The organism is Sulfurimonas sp., from assembly GCF_041563035.1.
Taxonomy (GTDB): Bacteria; Campylobacterota; Campylobacteria; order Campylobacterales; family Sulfurimonadaceae; genus Sulfurimonas.
This window is the reverse complement of record NZ_JBFFNS010000004.1, coordinates 96,855-112,184: the sequence shown is the minus strand read 5'-3', so window position 1 is coordinate 112,184 and position 15,330 is coordinate 96,855. Positions and strand designations below refer to the sequence as shown.

General features: G+C 34.2%; 16 protein-coding genes. 13 read left to right on the top strand and 3 right to left on the bottom strand.

Annotated elements, in window-relative coordinates; translation table 11 throughout:
- Nucleotides 1-92: 92 nt before the first annotated feature.
- The 3 genes from ppk2 (ABZC13_RS04875) (at nt 93) to pstS (ending at nt 3,000) form a co-directional block, all read left to right on the top strand.
- Nucleotides 93-989: a polyphosphate kinase 2 gene (gene ppk2, locus ABZC13_RS04875; RefSeq protein WP_373000897.1), complete on the top strand. Its 897-nt coding sequence runs from the start codon at nt 93-95 to the stop codon at nt 987-989.
- A 14-nt stretch (nt 990-1,003) separates the two neighbouring features.
- On the top strand, nt 1,004-1,876 hold the full coding sequence (gene ppk2, locus ABZC13_RS04870; RefSeq protein ID WP_373000895.1) for a polyphosphate kinase 2: 873 nt from the start codon (nt 1,004-1,006) through the stop codon (nt 1,874-1,876).
- Nucleotides 1,877-1,995: 119 nt separating this feature from the next.
- Nucleotides 1,996-3,000: a phosphate ABC transporter substrate-binding protein PstS gene (pstS, locus tag ABZC13_RS04865; RefSeq protein WP_373000893.1), complete on the top strand. Its 1,005-nt coding sequence runs from the start codon at nt 1,996-1,998 to the stop codon at nt 2,998-3,000.
- Between the two features lie 65 nt (nt 3,001-3,065).
- On the opposite strand, the gene ABZC13_RS04860 is transcribed toward pstS, so the two are convergent.
- On the bottom strand, nt 3,066-3,344 hold the full coding sequence (locus tag ABZC13_RS04860; RefSeq protein ID WP_373000891.1) for a DnaJ domain-containing protein: 279 nt from the start codon (nt 3,342-3,344) through the stop codon (nt 3,066-3,068).
- A 103-nt stretch (nt 3,345-3,447) separates the two neighbouring features.
- Between ABZC13_RS04860 and ABZC13_RS04855 the strand changes: the two genes are divergently transcribed.
- The gene (locus ABZC13_RS04855) at nt 3,448-3,915 is read left to right on the top strand and encodes a rhodanese-like domain-containing protein (protein WP_373000889.1); all 468 of its coding nucleotides are present in this window, start codon (nt 3,448-3,450) and stop codon (nt 3,913-3,915) included.
- 24 nt (nt 3,916-3,939) lie between these two features.
- Here the strand turns inward: ABZC13_RS04855 and ABZC13_RS04850 are convergent, their stop codons facing one another.
- Entirely contained in the window at nt 3,940-4,308 is a 369-nt protein-coding gene (locus tag ABZC13_RS04850; protein ID WP_373000886.1) for an ArsR/SmtB family transcription factor, read from the bottom strand.
- Between the two features lie 153 nt (nt 4,309-4,461).
- Between ABZC13_RS04850 and ABZC13_RS04845 the strand changes: the two genes are divergently transcribed.
- The 4 genes from ABZC13_RS04845 to ABZC13_RS04830 all read left to right on the top strand — a co-directional run bounded on the left by ABZC13_RS04845 (nt 4,462) and on the right by ABZC13_RS04830 (nt 9,946).
- Nucleotides 4,462-5,787, top strand: coding sequence for an alginate export family protein (locus ABZC13_RS04845; RefSeq protein WP_373000884.1), 1,326 nt, complete (start codon nt 4,462-4,464; stop codon nt 5,785-5,787).
- Between the two features lie 100 nt (nt 5,788-5,887).
- A complete protein-coding gene (locus ABZC13_RS04840) occupies nt 5,888-7,246 on the top strand; it encodes a methyltransferase domain-containing protein (protein ID WP_373000882.1) in 1,359 nt (452 codons plus the stop codon).
- A gap of 68 nt (nt 7,247-7,314) precedes the next feature.
- Nucleotides 7,315-8,532 (top strand): hypothetical protein, encoded by a 1,218-nt coding sequence (locus ABZC13_RS04835; protein WP_373000880.1) that lies wholly within the window; start codon nt 7,315-7,317, stop codon nt 8,530-8,532.
- A 166-nt stretch (nt 8,533-8,698) separates the two neighbouring features.
- Complete coding sequence (locus ABZC13_RS04830) at nt 8,699-9,946, top strand: diguanylate cyclase domain-containing protein (protein ID WP_373000878.1); 1,248 nt, start codon at nt 8,699-8,701, stop codon at nt 9,944-9,946.
- Here the strand turns inward: ABZC13_RS04830 and ABZC13_RS04825 are convergent.
- The gene (locus ABZC13_RS04825) at nt 9,943-11,298 is read right to left on the bottom strand and encodes a fatty acid desaturase (protein ID WP_373000876.1); all 1,356 of its coding nucleotides are present in this window, start codon (nt 11,296-11,298) and stop codon (nt 9,943-9,945) included. The genes ABZC13_RS04830 and ABZC13_RS04825 overlap by 4 nt on opposite strands.
- Before the next feature lie 145 nt (nt 11,299-11,443).
- Here ABZC13_RS04825 and ABZC13_RS04820 point away from each other — a divergent pair, with 145 nt between their 5' ends.
- The 5 genes from ABZC13_RS04820 to ABZC13_RS04800 all read left to right on the top strand — a co-directional run bounded on the left by ABZC13_RS04820 (nt 11,444) and on the right by ABZC13_RS04800 (nt 15,319).
- Nucleotides 11,444-12,364, top strand: coding sequence for a branched-chain amino acid transaminase (locus ABZC13_RS04820; protein WP_373000874.1), 921 nt, complete (start codon nt 11,444-11,446; stop codon nt 12,362-12,364).
- Nucleotides 12,365-12,393: 29 nt separating this feature from the next.
- Nucleotides 12,394-13,488, top strand: a complete 1,095-nt coding sequence (locus tag ABZC13_RS04815; RefSeq protein ID WP_373000872.1) for an SPFH domain-containing protein — start codon at nt 12,394-12,396, stop codon at nt 13,486-13,488.
- Nucleotides 13,488-14,174: a bifunctional phosphoribosyl-AMP cyclohydrolase/phosphoribosyl-ATP diphosphatase HisIE gene (gene hisIE / locus ABZC13_RS04810; RefSeq protein WP_373000870.1), complete on the top strand. Its 687-nt coding sequence runs from the start codon at nt 13,488-13,490 to the stop codon at nt 14,172-14,174. Before ABZC13_RS04815 ends, hisIE begins: the two co-directional genes overlap by 1 nt.
- 87 nt (nt 14,175-14,261) lie before the next feature.
- Entirely contained in the window at nt 14,262-14,774 is a 513-nt protein-coding gene (locus ABZC13_RS04805; RefSeq protein WP_373000868.1) for a DUF2393 domain-containing protein, read from the top strand.
- Nucleotides 14,765-15,319, top strand: coding sequence for a DUF2393 family protein (locus ABZC13_RS04800; protein WP_373000866.1), 555 nt, complete (start codon nt 14,765-14,767; stop codon nt 15,317-15,319). The genes ABZC13_RS04805 and ABZC13_RS04800 overlap by 10 nt, the downstream gene beginning before the upstream one ends.
- The last annotated feature ends 11 nt before the right edge of the window (nt 15,320-15,330 follow it).

The window sequence follows — 15,330 nt, the reverse complement described above, 5'->3', positions numbered from 1 at the left end:
TATCAAGAAAAGTAGGAGTATACTTTTCTCAGAGGGGATTGTTCTTAATCCTGTTTAATCACACACATTTACAAAACTACACAAGGATATATATGGCAATAAAAGAAAAGAATGTATTTGACATAGATGGTAAGCAAGTTACACTAGATGAACTAATTCGTGGGTACAAAAAATCAAAGTCAAGTAAACAGCAAAGAAGTAAAGCAGAGATTAAAAGAAACGACGAGCAAAAGCTTAAGCCTTATCAGGCAGAACTTATCAAACTTCAGCAATATCTTGAAAAAACAGAACAAAAAATGATCATTCTTTTTGAAGGCAGAGATGCTGCCGGAAAAGGTGGGACAATAAGAAGAGTCACTCGATATATGGATGAAAAACATTATCGTGTAGTTGCACTTGGTAAGCCTACTGAAGAACAAAGGTCTCAGTGGTTTTATCAAAAGTATATTCAGCATTTTCCAAGAGGTGGCGAGGTAGTCCTTTTTGATAGAAGTTGGTATAACAGAGCTATGGTTGAGTCTGTGTTTAATTTTTGTACGAACAAAGAGTATGGTGATTTTATGAATGGTGTTAAGGGATTTGAAAATGATCTTGTTCGCCAGGGAATTATACTTGTAAAACTCTATTACAGTGTTACAAAAGATGAGCAGGCAAGAAGATTTGCCAGACGTAAAAACGATCCGCTTAGACAGTGGAAACTTAGTGAGATAGATCTTCAAGCTCAAGAGAGATGGGATGATTTTACGATTACAAAATATAACATGATAAAGCAGACTCATTCACATAGTGCTCCATGGACGATCATAAGATCAAAAGATAAGCAACTTGCTAGAATGGAATCTTTAAAAGTCATACTTAATGCAGTTGATTATGAAGGACGTGATGAACATCTAAACTATTCATTAAATCCAGATGTAGTAATCTCTGGAGCGAGAGAGATAGAGATTATGGACGCTCAGGTTTCAAGTACAGGTAAATTTATAGGCTAATGGAGAAAGGAAAAATGAAAGATAAGAGAAAAAGAGAGCAAGACAGACGAGCAGAAGAACAAGATAGAAGAAAGAATATAAAGAACGGTAAAGTTCAAATCTGGGTTAAAGAAGAAAAACTGGCTTATGAAAAGGAGCTTGCTGAACTACAAGTAGAACTTTTAAAGTTTCAAAATCATGTAAAAGACAAGGGTCTTAAAATCCTTATGATATTTGAAGGTCGTGACGCTGCGGGTAAAGGTGGTACGATAAAAAGAATCACTGAGCATCTTAATCCAAGGGGTGCAAGGGTCGTTGCTCTTGAAAAGCCAAGCGATAAAGAGACTTCACAGTGGTATTTTCAAAGATATGCAAAGCATCTGCCAAGTGCGGGGGAAATGGTACTGTTTGATAGAAGTTGGTATAACAGATCTATGGTTGAACCGGTTATGGGCTTTTGTACGGAGAGACAGCATCATAAATTTTTAAAAGATGCTCCGGAGTTCGAGAAGATGATAGTAGATGAAGGTATTCAAATATTCAAATTTTATTTCTCTGTATCTAAAGATGAGCAGGCAAGTAGATTTAAAGCTAGAGAGACTGATCCTTTAAAACAGTACAAGTTGTCTCCAGTAGATAAAGAGTCACAAAGACTTTGGAATGAGTACTCACTTGCTAAGTTTATGATGTTAAGCGCTACTCATACAGAAGCTGCTCCTTGGACGATTGTTAAGAGTGATGATAAGAAAAAAGCTAGAATCAACTGTATAAAACATATCCTTAGTTTTGTTGAATATCCTGATAAGATCAGTTCAAAAAAGATAAAAATAGACAATGAAATAATAGTTTACGGAAGAGATGAAGCCATAGCTATGGAAAAAATGTTTAAGTTCTCACTTAAGAAATAACAAGACACAAAAAATTACAAAGAGGTTACAGAAGTAGCCTCTTTTCCTATACTTTTGTAATCACCCTGTAACATTGTACATTTATAATTTCGTATCTTAAAAAATACAAGGGTACGAAAATGTTAAATAAAATACTTGGTGTTGCATTAGTTGCAGCAGTTTCTTTTAGTTCATCAATCGCTGCTGATAAAATAAATGGTGCTGGTGCATCTTTCCCGGCTCCTCTATACTACGACTGGGCTTTTAGTTATAAAAAAGATACTAAAAACCGTGTTAATTATCAATCAATAGGTTCTGGTGGTGGAATCAAACAAATCACTAAACGTATTGTAGATTTTGGTGCATCTGATAAACCTCTTGACTCTAAAAAATTATCTTCATCTAAACTTTTACAGTTCCCGGCAGTTATCGGATCAATCGTTGTAGCATTTAATGTAGATGGTATCGCTGATGAGACTTTAAAACTTTCTAATGAAGTTGTTGCAGATATTTTTGCTGGTAAAATTACTTCTTGGAATGATCCTAAAATTGCTATTAATAATACTGGTATCAATCTTCCAAACCAAAAAATTATTGTAGTTCACCGTTCAGACGGATCAGGTACTACTTATAACTTTACTTACTACCTAAGCGGAAGTTCACAGAACTGGAAAAACAACTTTGGTACTGGAAAAGCAGTTGACTGGGCTACTGGTATTGGTGGAAAAGGTAATGAAGGTGTTGCTAACTTAGTAAAACAAACTCCTTACTCAATCGGTTATATTGAAAATGCTTACAAAGAGAAAAATCACTTAAGTGCAGCTGTGCTTAAAACTGCGAGTGGTAAATGGGTTGTTGCAAACGAAGATAATTTTAAATCTGCTGCAAAATATGCAAGCTGGACAAAAGAAGATAACTTCTACGCAATGTTAGCTCTACAACCAGGTGATACTTCTTACCCGATTGTTGCTGCTACTTTCATTCTTCTTCCGACTGAAACGCCGGCTATGAACAAAAAAGTAACAGAGTTCTATGACTATGCATTTAAAAGTGGTGATGCTTCAGCTAAAAAGTTAGGGTATATTCCACTTCCAGAAGCAACTAAAAAAATGATTAGAGAATATTGGGCAACTAACATTAAATAATCATCTCTATAAATTTCATTCATTCTCCTTATGGTTCTTGCATCGAGACAATGCAAGAACCACTCCTAACAGTTAAAACTCTTAAACCAATCATCCGGTCTATTTGAAAATGGATTCTGTTTATGAAACTCTTCTTCATCTAAAGAAAATCTATAGTTCTTCATATATTCAAGTATTATTTTATATGCTTCGTTAATCTCTCTGAATTTTTCATCACTACCCTCAGGCATATCAGGATGATATTTTTTTGATAACCTCTGATATTGGTTTTTAAGGTCTAGATGAGTTATTCGTGTCATTATATTTAAAGTCTCAAGAGCTTTTTCAAAATCTTTGTAACTCATACTTCTCCTTTAGCGTTTGTATATTTTATTTTTATTCTTGACATAACAGTTTTAAAATCATAACATAGTAAAGATATTTAGTTCTAAAGTAGAAAGGAATGTAATGAGAAGTAAAATTATAAATTTAATATTGATATTATCAATTTTATCAGCTACATCGTTGATGGCTATGTTTAAAGAGACAGAAACTTTACTCTCAGAAGCTAAAAGAGAAGTTGGTGAAATGACACCTCAGAAATTAAAAAAAATGATTGATAATGAAGAATCAGTAATAATCCTTGACATAAGAGAACGTGAGCAAAGGGCAGAGGGTCAAATTTATGCAGATGACAGTTATGCTATAACTCGTTGTAATTTAGAGTTTCACACGATGAAAAAAATTAAAAATAAAAATGCTGTCATTGTTACATACTGTCGAGGTGGAATTCGCAGTGCATTTGCAGCACAAACATTAAGAAAACTTGGATATAAGAATGCTACAAGTCTAAAGGGTGGTCTCAAAGCTTGGGCAAAAGCTGGTTATGTGCTTGAGACAGGTCTTGGAGAAACAAGATTAATAAAGGCTGAATAATGACTATTATTATTTTAAATAATCCTATTTGGTGTTGTCAAACTGATAGACAACACCTTTTTCATAATCTTCTACTAAAATATTGAAGCATTCTGCAATCTCTTTCATAGTCTCTATATTTGGTTCTATATAAATTTTATTCTTATTTTTTGTCATAGTTATTATCTTTGCATCTTTTAACTCTTTTAAATGACGAGAGATTGTAGGAAGTGCAAAATCAAAATGTTCTGCGATGCTTGTAACACAAGTGGCTTGAGCTATGATGTCATCTTTTGGTTTAGAGGCGTCAATTGAACAGGCATATCCACCAGTGAAAATATTTTTAAAAATCATAAACCTTGTCTCATTACCAAGGGCTTTGAAAATCTTAATCTTATCATTCATGTCTAGCATCTAATGACCTTGTATATAATTTAGAAAGGATTATATCCAAAGTAAATCTATTTAGCAATTTAGACAATTAACGCTAGTATAAGTTATTTTAATATAAAATGAAAAGAATCATTTAGCTTATAAGCCAAATTGTAAAGGAATCTTACCAGTAACATGCGTACTTTTACTTTAATGTTTTTTCTATTTATATCCACGTTAGAAGCTCTTGAGAATTCATCAATAAGTTTTGATGGTCAATATAGAGGGCGTTTTGATATATACAATGGTGTAAATAAAGCAGCCTATGGAGATGATTCCATAGATGCAAAAGGAAACAGTAGAGGTAAGTCCAATGATACGATATATCTTCAACAAATCATTGCCGGCTTTACATATACACCTAGCGCTGATTGGAAAATAAAAGCTTATATGTATGATTCACGTTCTTGGGGTTCTTCATTAGAAGTTGCTGATTTTACTAAAAACAGTGGAACTCCTGATGAGTATGGGATGTCCTTTTATGATGATCATTTTGAACTTTTTGAAACTTATATTCAAAAACATAATTTTTTAAGCAAAAATCTAACCTTTAGAGTTGGCCGTCAACAGTTAGGCTATGGAGATAGCAGAATCTTTGGTCCTGGAAAATGGGGAAACACAATTGGCTGGCTTTGGGATGGGACTCATTTATCATATAAAAAAGATAATAATTTTATAGACCTGTGGTATGGACAGACTCGTATAAAAGATAGTGATGATTTTAGTATACTAGAACAACATCGATATCAAGGGGTGGGATTATACTCTCACTATGAATTCTCTTCAATGAAGATAGAGCCTTTTGGAGCATGGAAAAACAATCTCCATACAGAAGTCTCAGATGAGTTTAATTACTACTATGGCGGGGCAAGGGTTTATGATTTAACAAAAGGTTTCATTTACGACATAACAGGAGTCAAGCAGATAGGAAGTTACAGTACTAAAGGCGTAGATGCATACGCTTATGTTTTAAAGGGTGGTTATAAGTCTATAAATAAATATGAACCTACTTTCACCTTGGCTTATATTTATGCTTCTGGTGATAATGATTTATACGACAACAAAGTAAAAACATTTACTACACCCTTTGGTTCTACTGATGGATCACATTATGGACGTATGGATGTGATGGCGTGGATAAATATGAGTGACATAGAGGCAAAATTTTCTATTAAACCAATGCCAAAAATTAATTTACAGTTTGAATATCATCATTTTAATCTTGCAGATGCTGCTGATAAATGGTACAACTTTGGATATAAAAATAAAGTTGGAAATAGTTACACTCATATTGGAGATGAGTATGATATAACAATTAACTATAAAGCTACAAAAGATTTAAACTTGTTGGCTATTTGTGCATATATGAAATCTGGCGATTTTATAACCGCTAATGATATTGCTCAAAACGATGCGTCAAAAGTTTTTTTACAATTTTTATATAAATTTTCTACAAATTAATAGTCTCTAAATTTGATGGAATATTATATATAAAGTAAAAACTATATACAATTCTAAAATAAATTTAGCTTATTAGCTAAATAGTATATAAGGATGTTAAATGACTGATGTAAAACAGATAATTGAACTATACTCAGAACTAGCTGATAAACCTGAGAAAGATTTTGGATGGGAGAAGGGGATAGTAAATGCTAAGGCTCATAACTACTCCAAAGAGTGGTTTGAGAAACTTCCACCTAGGGTTTGGGATTATTGTGCTGCAGTTGGAAATCCGTTTGAGCAAGCGGATATAAAAGAAGGTTCTACTGTTGTTGACTTAGGTTGCGGTGCTGGAGTTGATCTATTGGTGAGCGCTCTACTTGTTGGTGAGAATGGCAAGGCAATAGGTGTTGATATCACTCCTAAAATGGTAAAAAAAGCAAAAGAACATGCAGCTTTAACAGGCTTTTTAAATGTTGATGTTTTAGAGAGCAGTTTTGATGATATTGATTTAGAAGATGAGTTTGTTGATGTTGTGATATCTAATGGTGCTATAAATCTTACATCTTGTAAAGAGAGTGTCTTTGCTGAAATTTACAGAATATTAAAACCGAATGGGAAAATCTATTTTGCAGATATGATAGATATATCTGCAAATGATGACTCTTGTAGTGATGAGAACTCATGTCGCGCATCTGAGTCAGAAGACTGGGCAAACTGTGTAGCTGGAACACTAAAAAAAGAGAAGTTAATAGATATAATCTCTAAAGCTGGATTTAGAAATGTCGAGTGTACAGGATTAACACACTACAAAACATCAGATACTACATGCGGTGCAACTTTTAAGGCTACAAAGATTGCATCAGATGAGTTAAGAGAAGTTCACTGGGATAATATTTTTAAAACAAAAGACTATACTCAGGTTTTATGGCATCAGAACTCTCCTGATATGTCCTTAGATCTAATAAAAAAATCTAACATAGGAAAAAAAAGTTCAATAATTGACGTAGGATGCGGAGCTTCATATTTGGTTGATAAGTTAGTAGAAGATGGATATAAAGATATTACACTTCTTGATACATCCGCTACTTCTCTTGAGATAGTAAAAGAGAGACTCGGGAGTCATGCTGATATTACAAAGTATATATGTTCAGATATTATGAACTTTGATAGTTCAAAAAAGTTTAATCTTTGGCATGACAGAGCTGTTTTTCACTTCTTAGTTCTTAAAAAAGAAAGAGCTAAATATTTTGAAGTTTTACAAAATTCATTGCAATCCGGCGCTATCGCAATCCTAAATACATTTGCTACTGATGGTCCAATTCAATGCGCAGGCTTAGATATAGTTCAATACGACAAAGAAAAAATGTTACAAGAACTACCTTCTGGACTAGAGCTTATAGAGTACGATGAATATATACATCATACACCAAAGAATACAGATCAAAAATACAGCTGTTTTGTCATTAAAAAAGCATAAGTCCAATGTAATCTCTATGTAACCAAACTATTTTATAATTTCGGCAACAAAAAAAAGGAATTAAAATAATGAAAAAAATAGTTTTATCAGCATTAGCTGCATTAACAATCGGTACAGTAGCTGCATCTGCTGGCGATGTAAAATTCTATACAGACGGCAATGGTCAAGTATTCACTACTGCTGGTGAAGGTCGTACTGAACTAAAGAGCAAAGAAACTCCATTGTTCTCAAAAACTTCAAAGCTTAAATTTAGTGGTACTCATTACTTAGGTTATACATATAAAGATCAAAAAGAGTTAAGTGCTGCTGACGGTGGTCCAATAGCTCAAAAAGCTACAGGAAACTTTGAGTTTCGTAGAAACTACCTTCAAGTTAAAGCTTATTTACTTGAAGATCCAAAGTCTTATTTGCGTGTTACTTTAGATACAGTTTATAGCTCTGGTAAAGATGGTTATGCCGATGTCTATGCTAAGTATGCATACCTTTATTTAAATGATGTTCTTCCATTTACAGGTGTTGAACTTGGTATGGCTCACCGTCCTTGGATTGACTATGAAGAACACCAAGGTTGGTGGATGCGTTCTATCTCTAAAGTTTTTGTAGAAGCTAGTGAGTCTGCTCACCTTACAAACTCTGCTGACTTAGGTTTTAACTTCAAAACTAAAACTGATTACTTTACATCTGAACTAGGTATCTTTAATGGTGAAGGTTACCATGGTACTAATGGTGCCAACGATGAAATCGGTGCTGGAAACTCTGCTGAGTGGAGACTTACAGGGGCATTTCTTGGAAATGGAAAACAGAAAAGAAAACCAACTAAAGATAGCTACTTAGATGCTTCGTTCTTTGGTCAGTATAACATTGATAACGCTGCTAATGAAGATGCAAGCGGAAATGCACAAACTTATGCTTTTTACGGTTTACATGCAGTGTATAATATGCCAAACTTCTTAATCGCTGGACAATATGTACAAGCAGATAATGAAAATAAAGGTACAAGTCAATATAATGGTAAAGGTTACTCTCTAAATGCAACAGGTCGTTTTGGTGCGAAAAAAGAGTTCTCTGTAATCGGTCGTTACGATGTATGGACTTCTGAAAAACAGACTACTAACGTTGAGCAAACTACAAACAGTGCAATCTACGGTGTAGCTTGGCAACAAAACAAAAATGTTAAGTGGTTAGTGTCCGGTCAATCATTTAGAGCAGCTGATAACAGAAACTATAAAGGTTCTGCAACTCAAGACTGGGACTCTGCAATGGTTACTGCTGAGGTTCACTGGTAAGATCCAGTATAAATCTTATTCCCCTTGTTCTTCGTAAAGCCCACTTGAACTGGGCTTTACATTTTCTTCCTATTTAAAATTAATTATTTTTAAAGTACATATTATGTTTGATGTGTTAATATCTGTTATTGTGCAAAGTTATTCTTTGCTTATTTAAGGGGTATTTGTGTCTTTTACATTAGATATTGATCTTATTTCCACTAATATAGTTATTTATAAAAAAGTAGATGATGATTTCATGTTTGTTGCTTTTAATAAGATGGCTCAAAAGACAGAAGACGTAGACGCTAATAAGCTTTTAGGTAAAAGGCTTACGGAAGTGTTTCCTGGGGTTAAAGAGTTTGGTCTCTTTGATGTTCTTTTAAGAGTTCAAGAGAGTGGAAAAAGTGAAATATTTGAGACAGCCTTTTACCAAGATAGCCGAATCAGTGGTTGGCGTAAAAATGAAATAAAGAAACTCCATGATGGAAACTTAGTAGTATTATATGAAGACAGTACAGTAGAAGTTGAGATCAAAAAACAATTAAATATACAAAAAAGTCTTCTAAGTACTATTTTTGACATAATTCCAGACCTTATTTGGCTAAAAGATATTGATGGTATTTATCTATACTGTAATCCAAGGTTTGAACAGTTCTTTGGTGCTAAAGAAGCAGAAATACTTGGCTCAACAGACTTTGATTTTGTAGATGCAGATCTTGCAAACTTTTTTCGTAAAAATGATTTAAAAGCTTTAGAAGAAAATGCTCCAAGAAGGAATGAAGAGTATCTTGTTTTTGCAGATGGCTCATATAGAGGTATGTTTGAAACTACAAAAGTACCTATGTATGATGATGAAAACAACCTCATAGGAATTTTAGGAATAGCTCATGATATCAATGAAAGAAAAGAGCATGAAGAGCAACTTAAGATATATGCAAGTCATGACTCATTAACAGGTTTAGCAAATAGAGCACTCTTTTTAGAACGCTTGTCTCATCTATTAAGACAGAGAGAGTCAGATACTAATATTCATGCTGTATTATTTATAGACTTAGACCACTTTAAAATAATAAACGATGAAAAAGGGCATGCAACTGGTGATAAAGTACTGATAGAAGTTGCTCATAGATTAAAAAGTCTTATTCGTAAAGGAGATACTTTATCAAGATTTGGCGGAGATGAGTTTACAATACTATTAGAAAATATTCATACTTCTGCCGAAGCTGCCAAAGTGGCACAAAAAATATTAGATAAGTTAAGAGAACCAATAATTATTAATGAAAATAAGTATCAGGTTACAACTAGTATAGGTATCTCTTTATCTCCAGATAATTCTAAGGAGAGTGAAGAGTTAGTTCACTATGCGGACGTTGCTATGTATAAAGCTAAGTCAAATGGGAAGGATGGGTATAACTTCTTTACTAAAGATTAAATCCCATCTACACGAAGTAATTTACTCTTTCCAACCATCAAGTCAACAGTCATACCGATTCTTTTAAAAACACTCTCTTGTCTATACTCAATGTTGTGTTTTCTACAAACTTCTTTTACGAGAGGTTGCATTTTTTGCTGATAACTCTGAGGTGTATTTGGAAAAAGATGATGTTCAATCTGATAGTTTAAGAAACCTTGTGAAAAGTCAATCAGATCAGAGCCAGTGCTGTAGTTTACACTTCCCATGATCTGTCTAAGATAGAACTCACCTTGTGACTTGTGAGGCTCACTAAATTGGTAAATATCTCCTGCAGAGTGATTTGGTACAATCACTAAAAATGAATGAAGATTTGCGTATACTTCAGCCATAAGCATGATAATTAAAGCACTGAGAACAGCACTAGTACCCAGTGGTAAAAATAGAAGTGGAAGCAGGGCAAATTTTACAAGAGCGTATGGAAGATAGAAGTTCTTCCATAATTCTTTTCCATTCTCTGTAAATGGAGATACTTGATACTCTGTAATCTCTGAAAGTCTCTTTTTTCTGCGCTCTTTATTTTCTAAAATTCTTAGTGTATTTGGAGCATAATAAACCGGTTTCCAAACTGCTGCAAACATATAAACAATTACTCTTCTAAGCCACATTGGAATATTTGACTGGATAAGCCATTGAAGATTCCTTTCAACATTGTCCGGATCATCATCTTCACCTAAATGGTAGTGATGCATTATGTTGTGCTCATACTCCCAAGCCTCAGGTTTAATCCAGTCTAGCCAGTCAATATATCTTCGTTTGCCTCTTGCAAATCCAGATTTTGTGTATTGTTTAGGAATATTAGGGACTTTGTCATAAGCACCATGTAAAATAGGATGAGCCACATTCGCCCATCTAGCTACATTTCCAACACCAATTAAAACAGCTGCAACAATACCTAAAGTCCAAAAACCAAATGTACTTAAACCTATGGATATTTCTAGTGCTGTAGCCATATATATTAAAAAGAAACCGCTAAGTGTTGCTCCTCTTCCCCATCTCTCAAGTTTCAATAGATGCTGATAATCTTCTTCACCTACTGGACCAAGATTAGCTTTTATCTCTTCTAGGTCACGTTGAAGTTGTTCTTTATCTACATCCTCATATCTTGCATAAACATGTGTTGAAGATGTTATCTCTTCAATGACAGGTCTTGTGGTCTGTTCAGACTGGATAAAAGACTCTTTATGTTCAATTTCTTCGTTAAGTTTTAAGATTTTTTCTTGAGCAGCTAATTCTTCTGCTTCTTCTGTTGATATGATTGATTCTCTAGCTTCTAGTATATCTTCTAGTGCTTTATTTTCTATGGCTGACAAAACTTCTCTCTTATTCTAAAAAATTATAATTGATATTATAATAAAAAATACTTAAAAGCACTTATATTTGACTCTTAATATATAATAAACAGCATTTTAGATAGAATACCAAGAATTTATAAAGTCATAATTATTGGAGATTTTAATGGACGCAGCCAAATATATTTGGATGAATGGAAAGTTTGTTGCTTGGGACGATGCTAAAGTACATGTACTTTCACACACGCTTCACTATGGAAATGGTGTAATAGAAGGTACAAAAGCTTATAAAACTGAAAAAGGCTATGCAATTTTTCGCCTAGATGAGCACACAAGGAGATTAAAAGAGTCTGCTAAAATGACACTTATCAACATTCCTTACTCAGTAGAGGAAATGAATCAAGCACAGATTGAGCTCATTAGAAAAAATGAGTTTACAGGTGATAATGTATATCTTCGTCCTTTCGCATTTTTAGGTTATGGTGTTATGGGTGTTTATCATAAAGATGCTCCGGTTGAGACTGTCATGTCTGCTTGGGAGTGGGGTGCTTATCTTGGTGAAGAGGGTTTGCAAAAGGGTATTAAGCTTAAAATAGCTTCTATGACAAGACCTGCTAACACATCCAACATGGGTAAAGCAAAAGCAACAGCAAATTACTTAAACTCTCAGATGGCTAAGTATGAAGCTATTGATTGTGGTTATGATGAAGCACTGCTTTTAGATGACCAAGGTTATGTGGCAGAAGCTAGTGGAGCTAGTTTTTTTATGGTGGTAAATGGTAAATTAGTCACTCCTCCAAGTGATAATGCGCTTGTTTCTATTACTCAAAAGACAGTAATAGAAGTTGCACAAGATATGGGCATAGAAGTTGAACGTCGTCGTATCAGCAGAGAAGAAGTCTACATCGCTGATGAGGCTTTTTTAACTGGTACAGCGGCAGAGATTACTCCTGTTCGTATTGTTGACGCTAGAGAGATTGGTTGTGGCTCTCGTGGTGAGATAACTGAAAAGATTCAAAGTACTTACTTTGATATAGTTTTTGGTCGTAACAAACAGTATGAGCACTATTTAACGTATATAGATTAAGAATGAATTATAAAAACAAAGGAATTTTAATGGCATCAGATATGAATGATTATTTTAATAAAAAGAAAAGTGAAAGTGGTGGATTTGGTAAAAAATCTACCGGTAGTTCTGGCGGCGGAGGTGGCGGTGGTCCACAGATGCCAAAGATCGATATGAATTTTGGCGGCGGTAAAGCAGGAATAGTTTATTTTCTTGTTGCTGTCGTAATAATGCTAGTTTTGGCAAAGCCGTTTACAATCATCCAAGAGGGTGAGCGTGGTATTTTAAGTACAAACGGTAAGTATCAGGATCAAGCACTTTTACCTGGTCTTCACTTCATCATTCCTGTGATTCAAAAAGTTTACGTGGTTGATACTAAAGTTCGTATTATTAACTATGCATCTCGTATTGAAGCTAGTGGTGGTAATGCAGCCGGTATCAATGTTAAACCGGCTATTACAGTTCTTGATAAGCGTGGTCTTCCAGTATCTATTGAACTAACTGTACAGTATAGACTTAACTCACAGTTTGCAGCACAGACTATCTCTAACTGGGGATTCTCTTGGGAAGATAAGATTATCAATCCTGTTGTTCGTGATGTTGTTCGTAATGTTGTAGGTAAGTATGATGCAGAGTCACTTCCACAACTTAGAAATAAGATTGCAGCTGAGATTGATAAAAGTGTTAGAGAGAGTGTAACAAGTCTTAAAAACTCACCTGCTGACCTTCAGTCGGTTCAACTTCGTGAAATCGGTCTGCCTCAGAAAGTTAAAGAGCAAATTGAGCGTGTTCAAGTTGCTAAACAAGAAGTACAAAAAGCAGAGCAAGATGTACAACGTGCTAAGCAAGAAGCCCTTAAACGTGCTGCTGAAGCAGAAGGTGTGGCTCAAAAAGCTAGAATTGAAGCAAAAGGTATTGCAGATTCTGTAACAATACAAGCAGATGCAAAAGCAAAAGCAAATATTCTTATCTCAAAATCATTAACTACTCAACTTCTTCAGTTGGAGCAGATGAAAGTTCAGGGTAAGTTTAATGATGCACTTAGAGATAACAAAGATGCAAAGATTTTCTTAACACCTGGCGGTTCAACACCGAATATTTGGGTTGATATGAAAAATCCTCAACAGAGAACTACGGCACAATAATGAGTTTAGAAAAAGTCTTAAATAGAGTAGATTGGCAAAAGAGTGAACTTTTGCCTGTAATTGTTCAAGACAACGCAAGCAATGAAGTTCTGATGATGGCTTATATGAACAAGGAAGCATTAGAACTTTCATTATCTACAAAGGTAGCTCACTACTTTTCAAGAAGTAAACAGCGCATCTGGAAAAAAGGTGAAAGTAGTGGACATACTCAACATATCCACTCTTTTAATATTGACTGTGATAACGATACTCTTCTTATTAAAGTTACTCAAGAAGGTGTAGCATGTCACACAGGTCGTCGTTCATGTTTCTTTACAGAACTGGAATCTGGAGAAGCAAACTCTGAAGTTGAAGTTAGTTCAGAAGCTCTTTATGGAGTGATTGACACCCTATATCATACTATCCAAGATCGTAAAAATGCAGATCCAGAGAGTTCATGGACAGCTAAGCTTATCTCTAAAGGTGACAATACAATTTTAAAAAAAGTTGTAGAAGAAGCCGGTGAGTTTAGTTTTGCATATAAAGATAATGATGAGTCGGAGATGATATATGAAGCAGCTGATCTGACATATCACATGCTGGTAGCTCTTGCTGTGAAAAACATCTCTCCTGACCGCATTAAGCAAGAACTCGCTCGTAGATTTGACATGAGTGGAATAGCTGAGAAAAACTCAAGAGAAAACTAAGTGAAAATTTCTTTCTTGCCGACAGGCAAAGCTTCTGTGAGAGGAATTTTATATGAAGCTTGCTTTAGATAAAAGGAGACTTACATTATGAAAGCAAAAATAACTGCCTTTATAAATGAATTGATTACTTATGATTACATTCTTTTTGGTAGTGTTTTTGTGCTTTTTATCCTTTTTATAATTTTAGGTATTGTACTTAGAAAAAAAACTGCATTAGCAATCCTTCTTATACTTCTATCATTCACTATTCTTATTGCTGGACCAACTGTCGGTTATGTAAAGATGCATGATTATATATTTAAAAACACTACAGAACTTACCAGCCAAAAGAAGTTGAACTTTACACAAGCTGTCGTAGTAAGAGGTAAAATAACAAATGAATCGAACAGATTTTTTACAAGTTGTAATATTACTGCAAGTGCTAGTAAAGTAAGTAAGAATGAAATGAAGAACTATCTGTATTCATTCAAATCATTTGCAGATATGTCGATTGTAGAACAAGATATTGCGGTTGGTGAAATAAGAGAGTTTAAAATAATCATTGAACCTTTCACATACTCAAAAGACTTTAACGTATCAATTGGAGCAAAATGCAAATGACAACCCTTTTTAATTACTGGCACTATATAGTACTTGCTGTAATTCTTTTTATATTTATTGGTGGTGTCGTTTCTGCTTTTAAACAAACAAATAAAAAACTTGTTTTTCCTATGTTGGTATCAGTCTCATTAATTACTGTACTAATGGCTGGATTCTCAATAGTTGTTGTTGATAAGTACACAAAAATTCCAAAAATATATAAGTTAGAAAATAAAAGACTTTTAGGAATTGAGAAAATTGTATATACGGGTATAGTAAAGAATGAAGGGAATCATGAAATCGGTACAGTTACTATAGAGATTAAACTTGTAAATAAAGGTCATGCAACAGGAAATGTAAAAGGCGGTAACTTTTATAAACCTAGTGGTTTCATGGATTTCTTTAGTGGTGGTGCAGATATTTTGTATAAGCCTCAAACTATAGTAAAAGAGTTTGTAGTAGCTACTAACTTAAAACCTGGAGAAGCTAAGGCTTTTAGAGTCTATTTCGGATGGCCACCATATTTTAGAAGTGTTGCAGAGTTTGTGAAAATAATGGGGCACTAAGAGAAAAGTGC

Bases quoted from the DNA above. Each gene is read 5' to 3' on its own strand.
- ppk2 (WP_373000897.1), top strand. From the start codon at position 93: ATGGCAATAAAAGAAAAGAATGTATTTGACATAGATGGTAAGCAAGTT.
- ppk2 (WP_373000895.1), top strand. From the start codon at position 1,004: ATGAAAGATAAGAGAAAAAGAGAGCAAGACAGACGAGCAGAAGAACAA.
- pstS (WP_373000893.1), top strand. From the start codon at position 1,996: ATGTTAAATAAAATACTTGGTGTTGCATTAGTTGCAGCAGTTTCTTTT.
- ABZC13_RS04860 (WP_373000891.1), bottom strand. From the start codon at position 3,344: ATGAGTTACAAAGATTTTGAAAAAGCTCTTGAGACTTTAAATATAATG.
- ABZC13_RS04855 (WP_373000889.1), top strand. From the start codon at position 3,448: ATGAGAAGTAAAATTATAAATTTAATATTGATATTATCAATTTTATCA.
- ABZC13_RS04850 (WP_373000886.1), bottom strand. From the start codon at position 4,308: ATGCTAGACATGAATGATAAGATTAAGATTTTCAAAGCCCTTGGTAAT.
- ABZC13_RS04845 (WP_373000884.1), top strand. From the start codon at position 4,462: ATGCGTACTTTTACTTTAATGTTTTTTCTATTTATATCCACGTTAGAA.
- ABZC13_RS04840 (WP_373000882.1), top strand. From the start codon at position 5,888: ATGACTGATGTAAAACAGATAATTGAACTATACTCAGAACTAGCTGAT.
- ABZC13_RS04835 (WP_373000880.1), top strand. From the start codon at position 7,315: ATGAAAAAAATAGTTTTATCAGCATTAGCTGCATTAACAATCGGTACA.
- ABZC13_RS04820 (WP_373000874.1), top strand. From the start codon at position 11,444: ATGGACGCAGCCAAATATATTTGGATGAATGGAAAGTTTGTTGCTTGG.
- ABZC13_RS04815 (WP_373000872.1), top strand. From the start codon at position 12,394: ATGGCATCAGATATGAATGATTATTTTAATAAAAAGAAAAGTGAAAGT.
- hisIE (WP_373000870.1), top strand. From the start codon at position 13,488: ATGAGTTTAGAAAAAGTCTTAAATAGAGTAGATTGGCAAAAGAGTGAA.
- ABZC13_RS04805 (WP_373000868.1), top strand. From the start codon at position 14,262: ATGAAAGCAAAAATAACTGCCTTTATAAATGAATTGATTACTTATGAT.
- ABZC13_RS04800 (WP_373000866.1), top strand. From the start codon at position 14,765: ATGCAAATGACAACCCTTTTTAATTACTGGCACTATATAGTACTTGCT.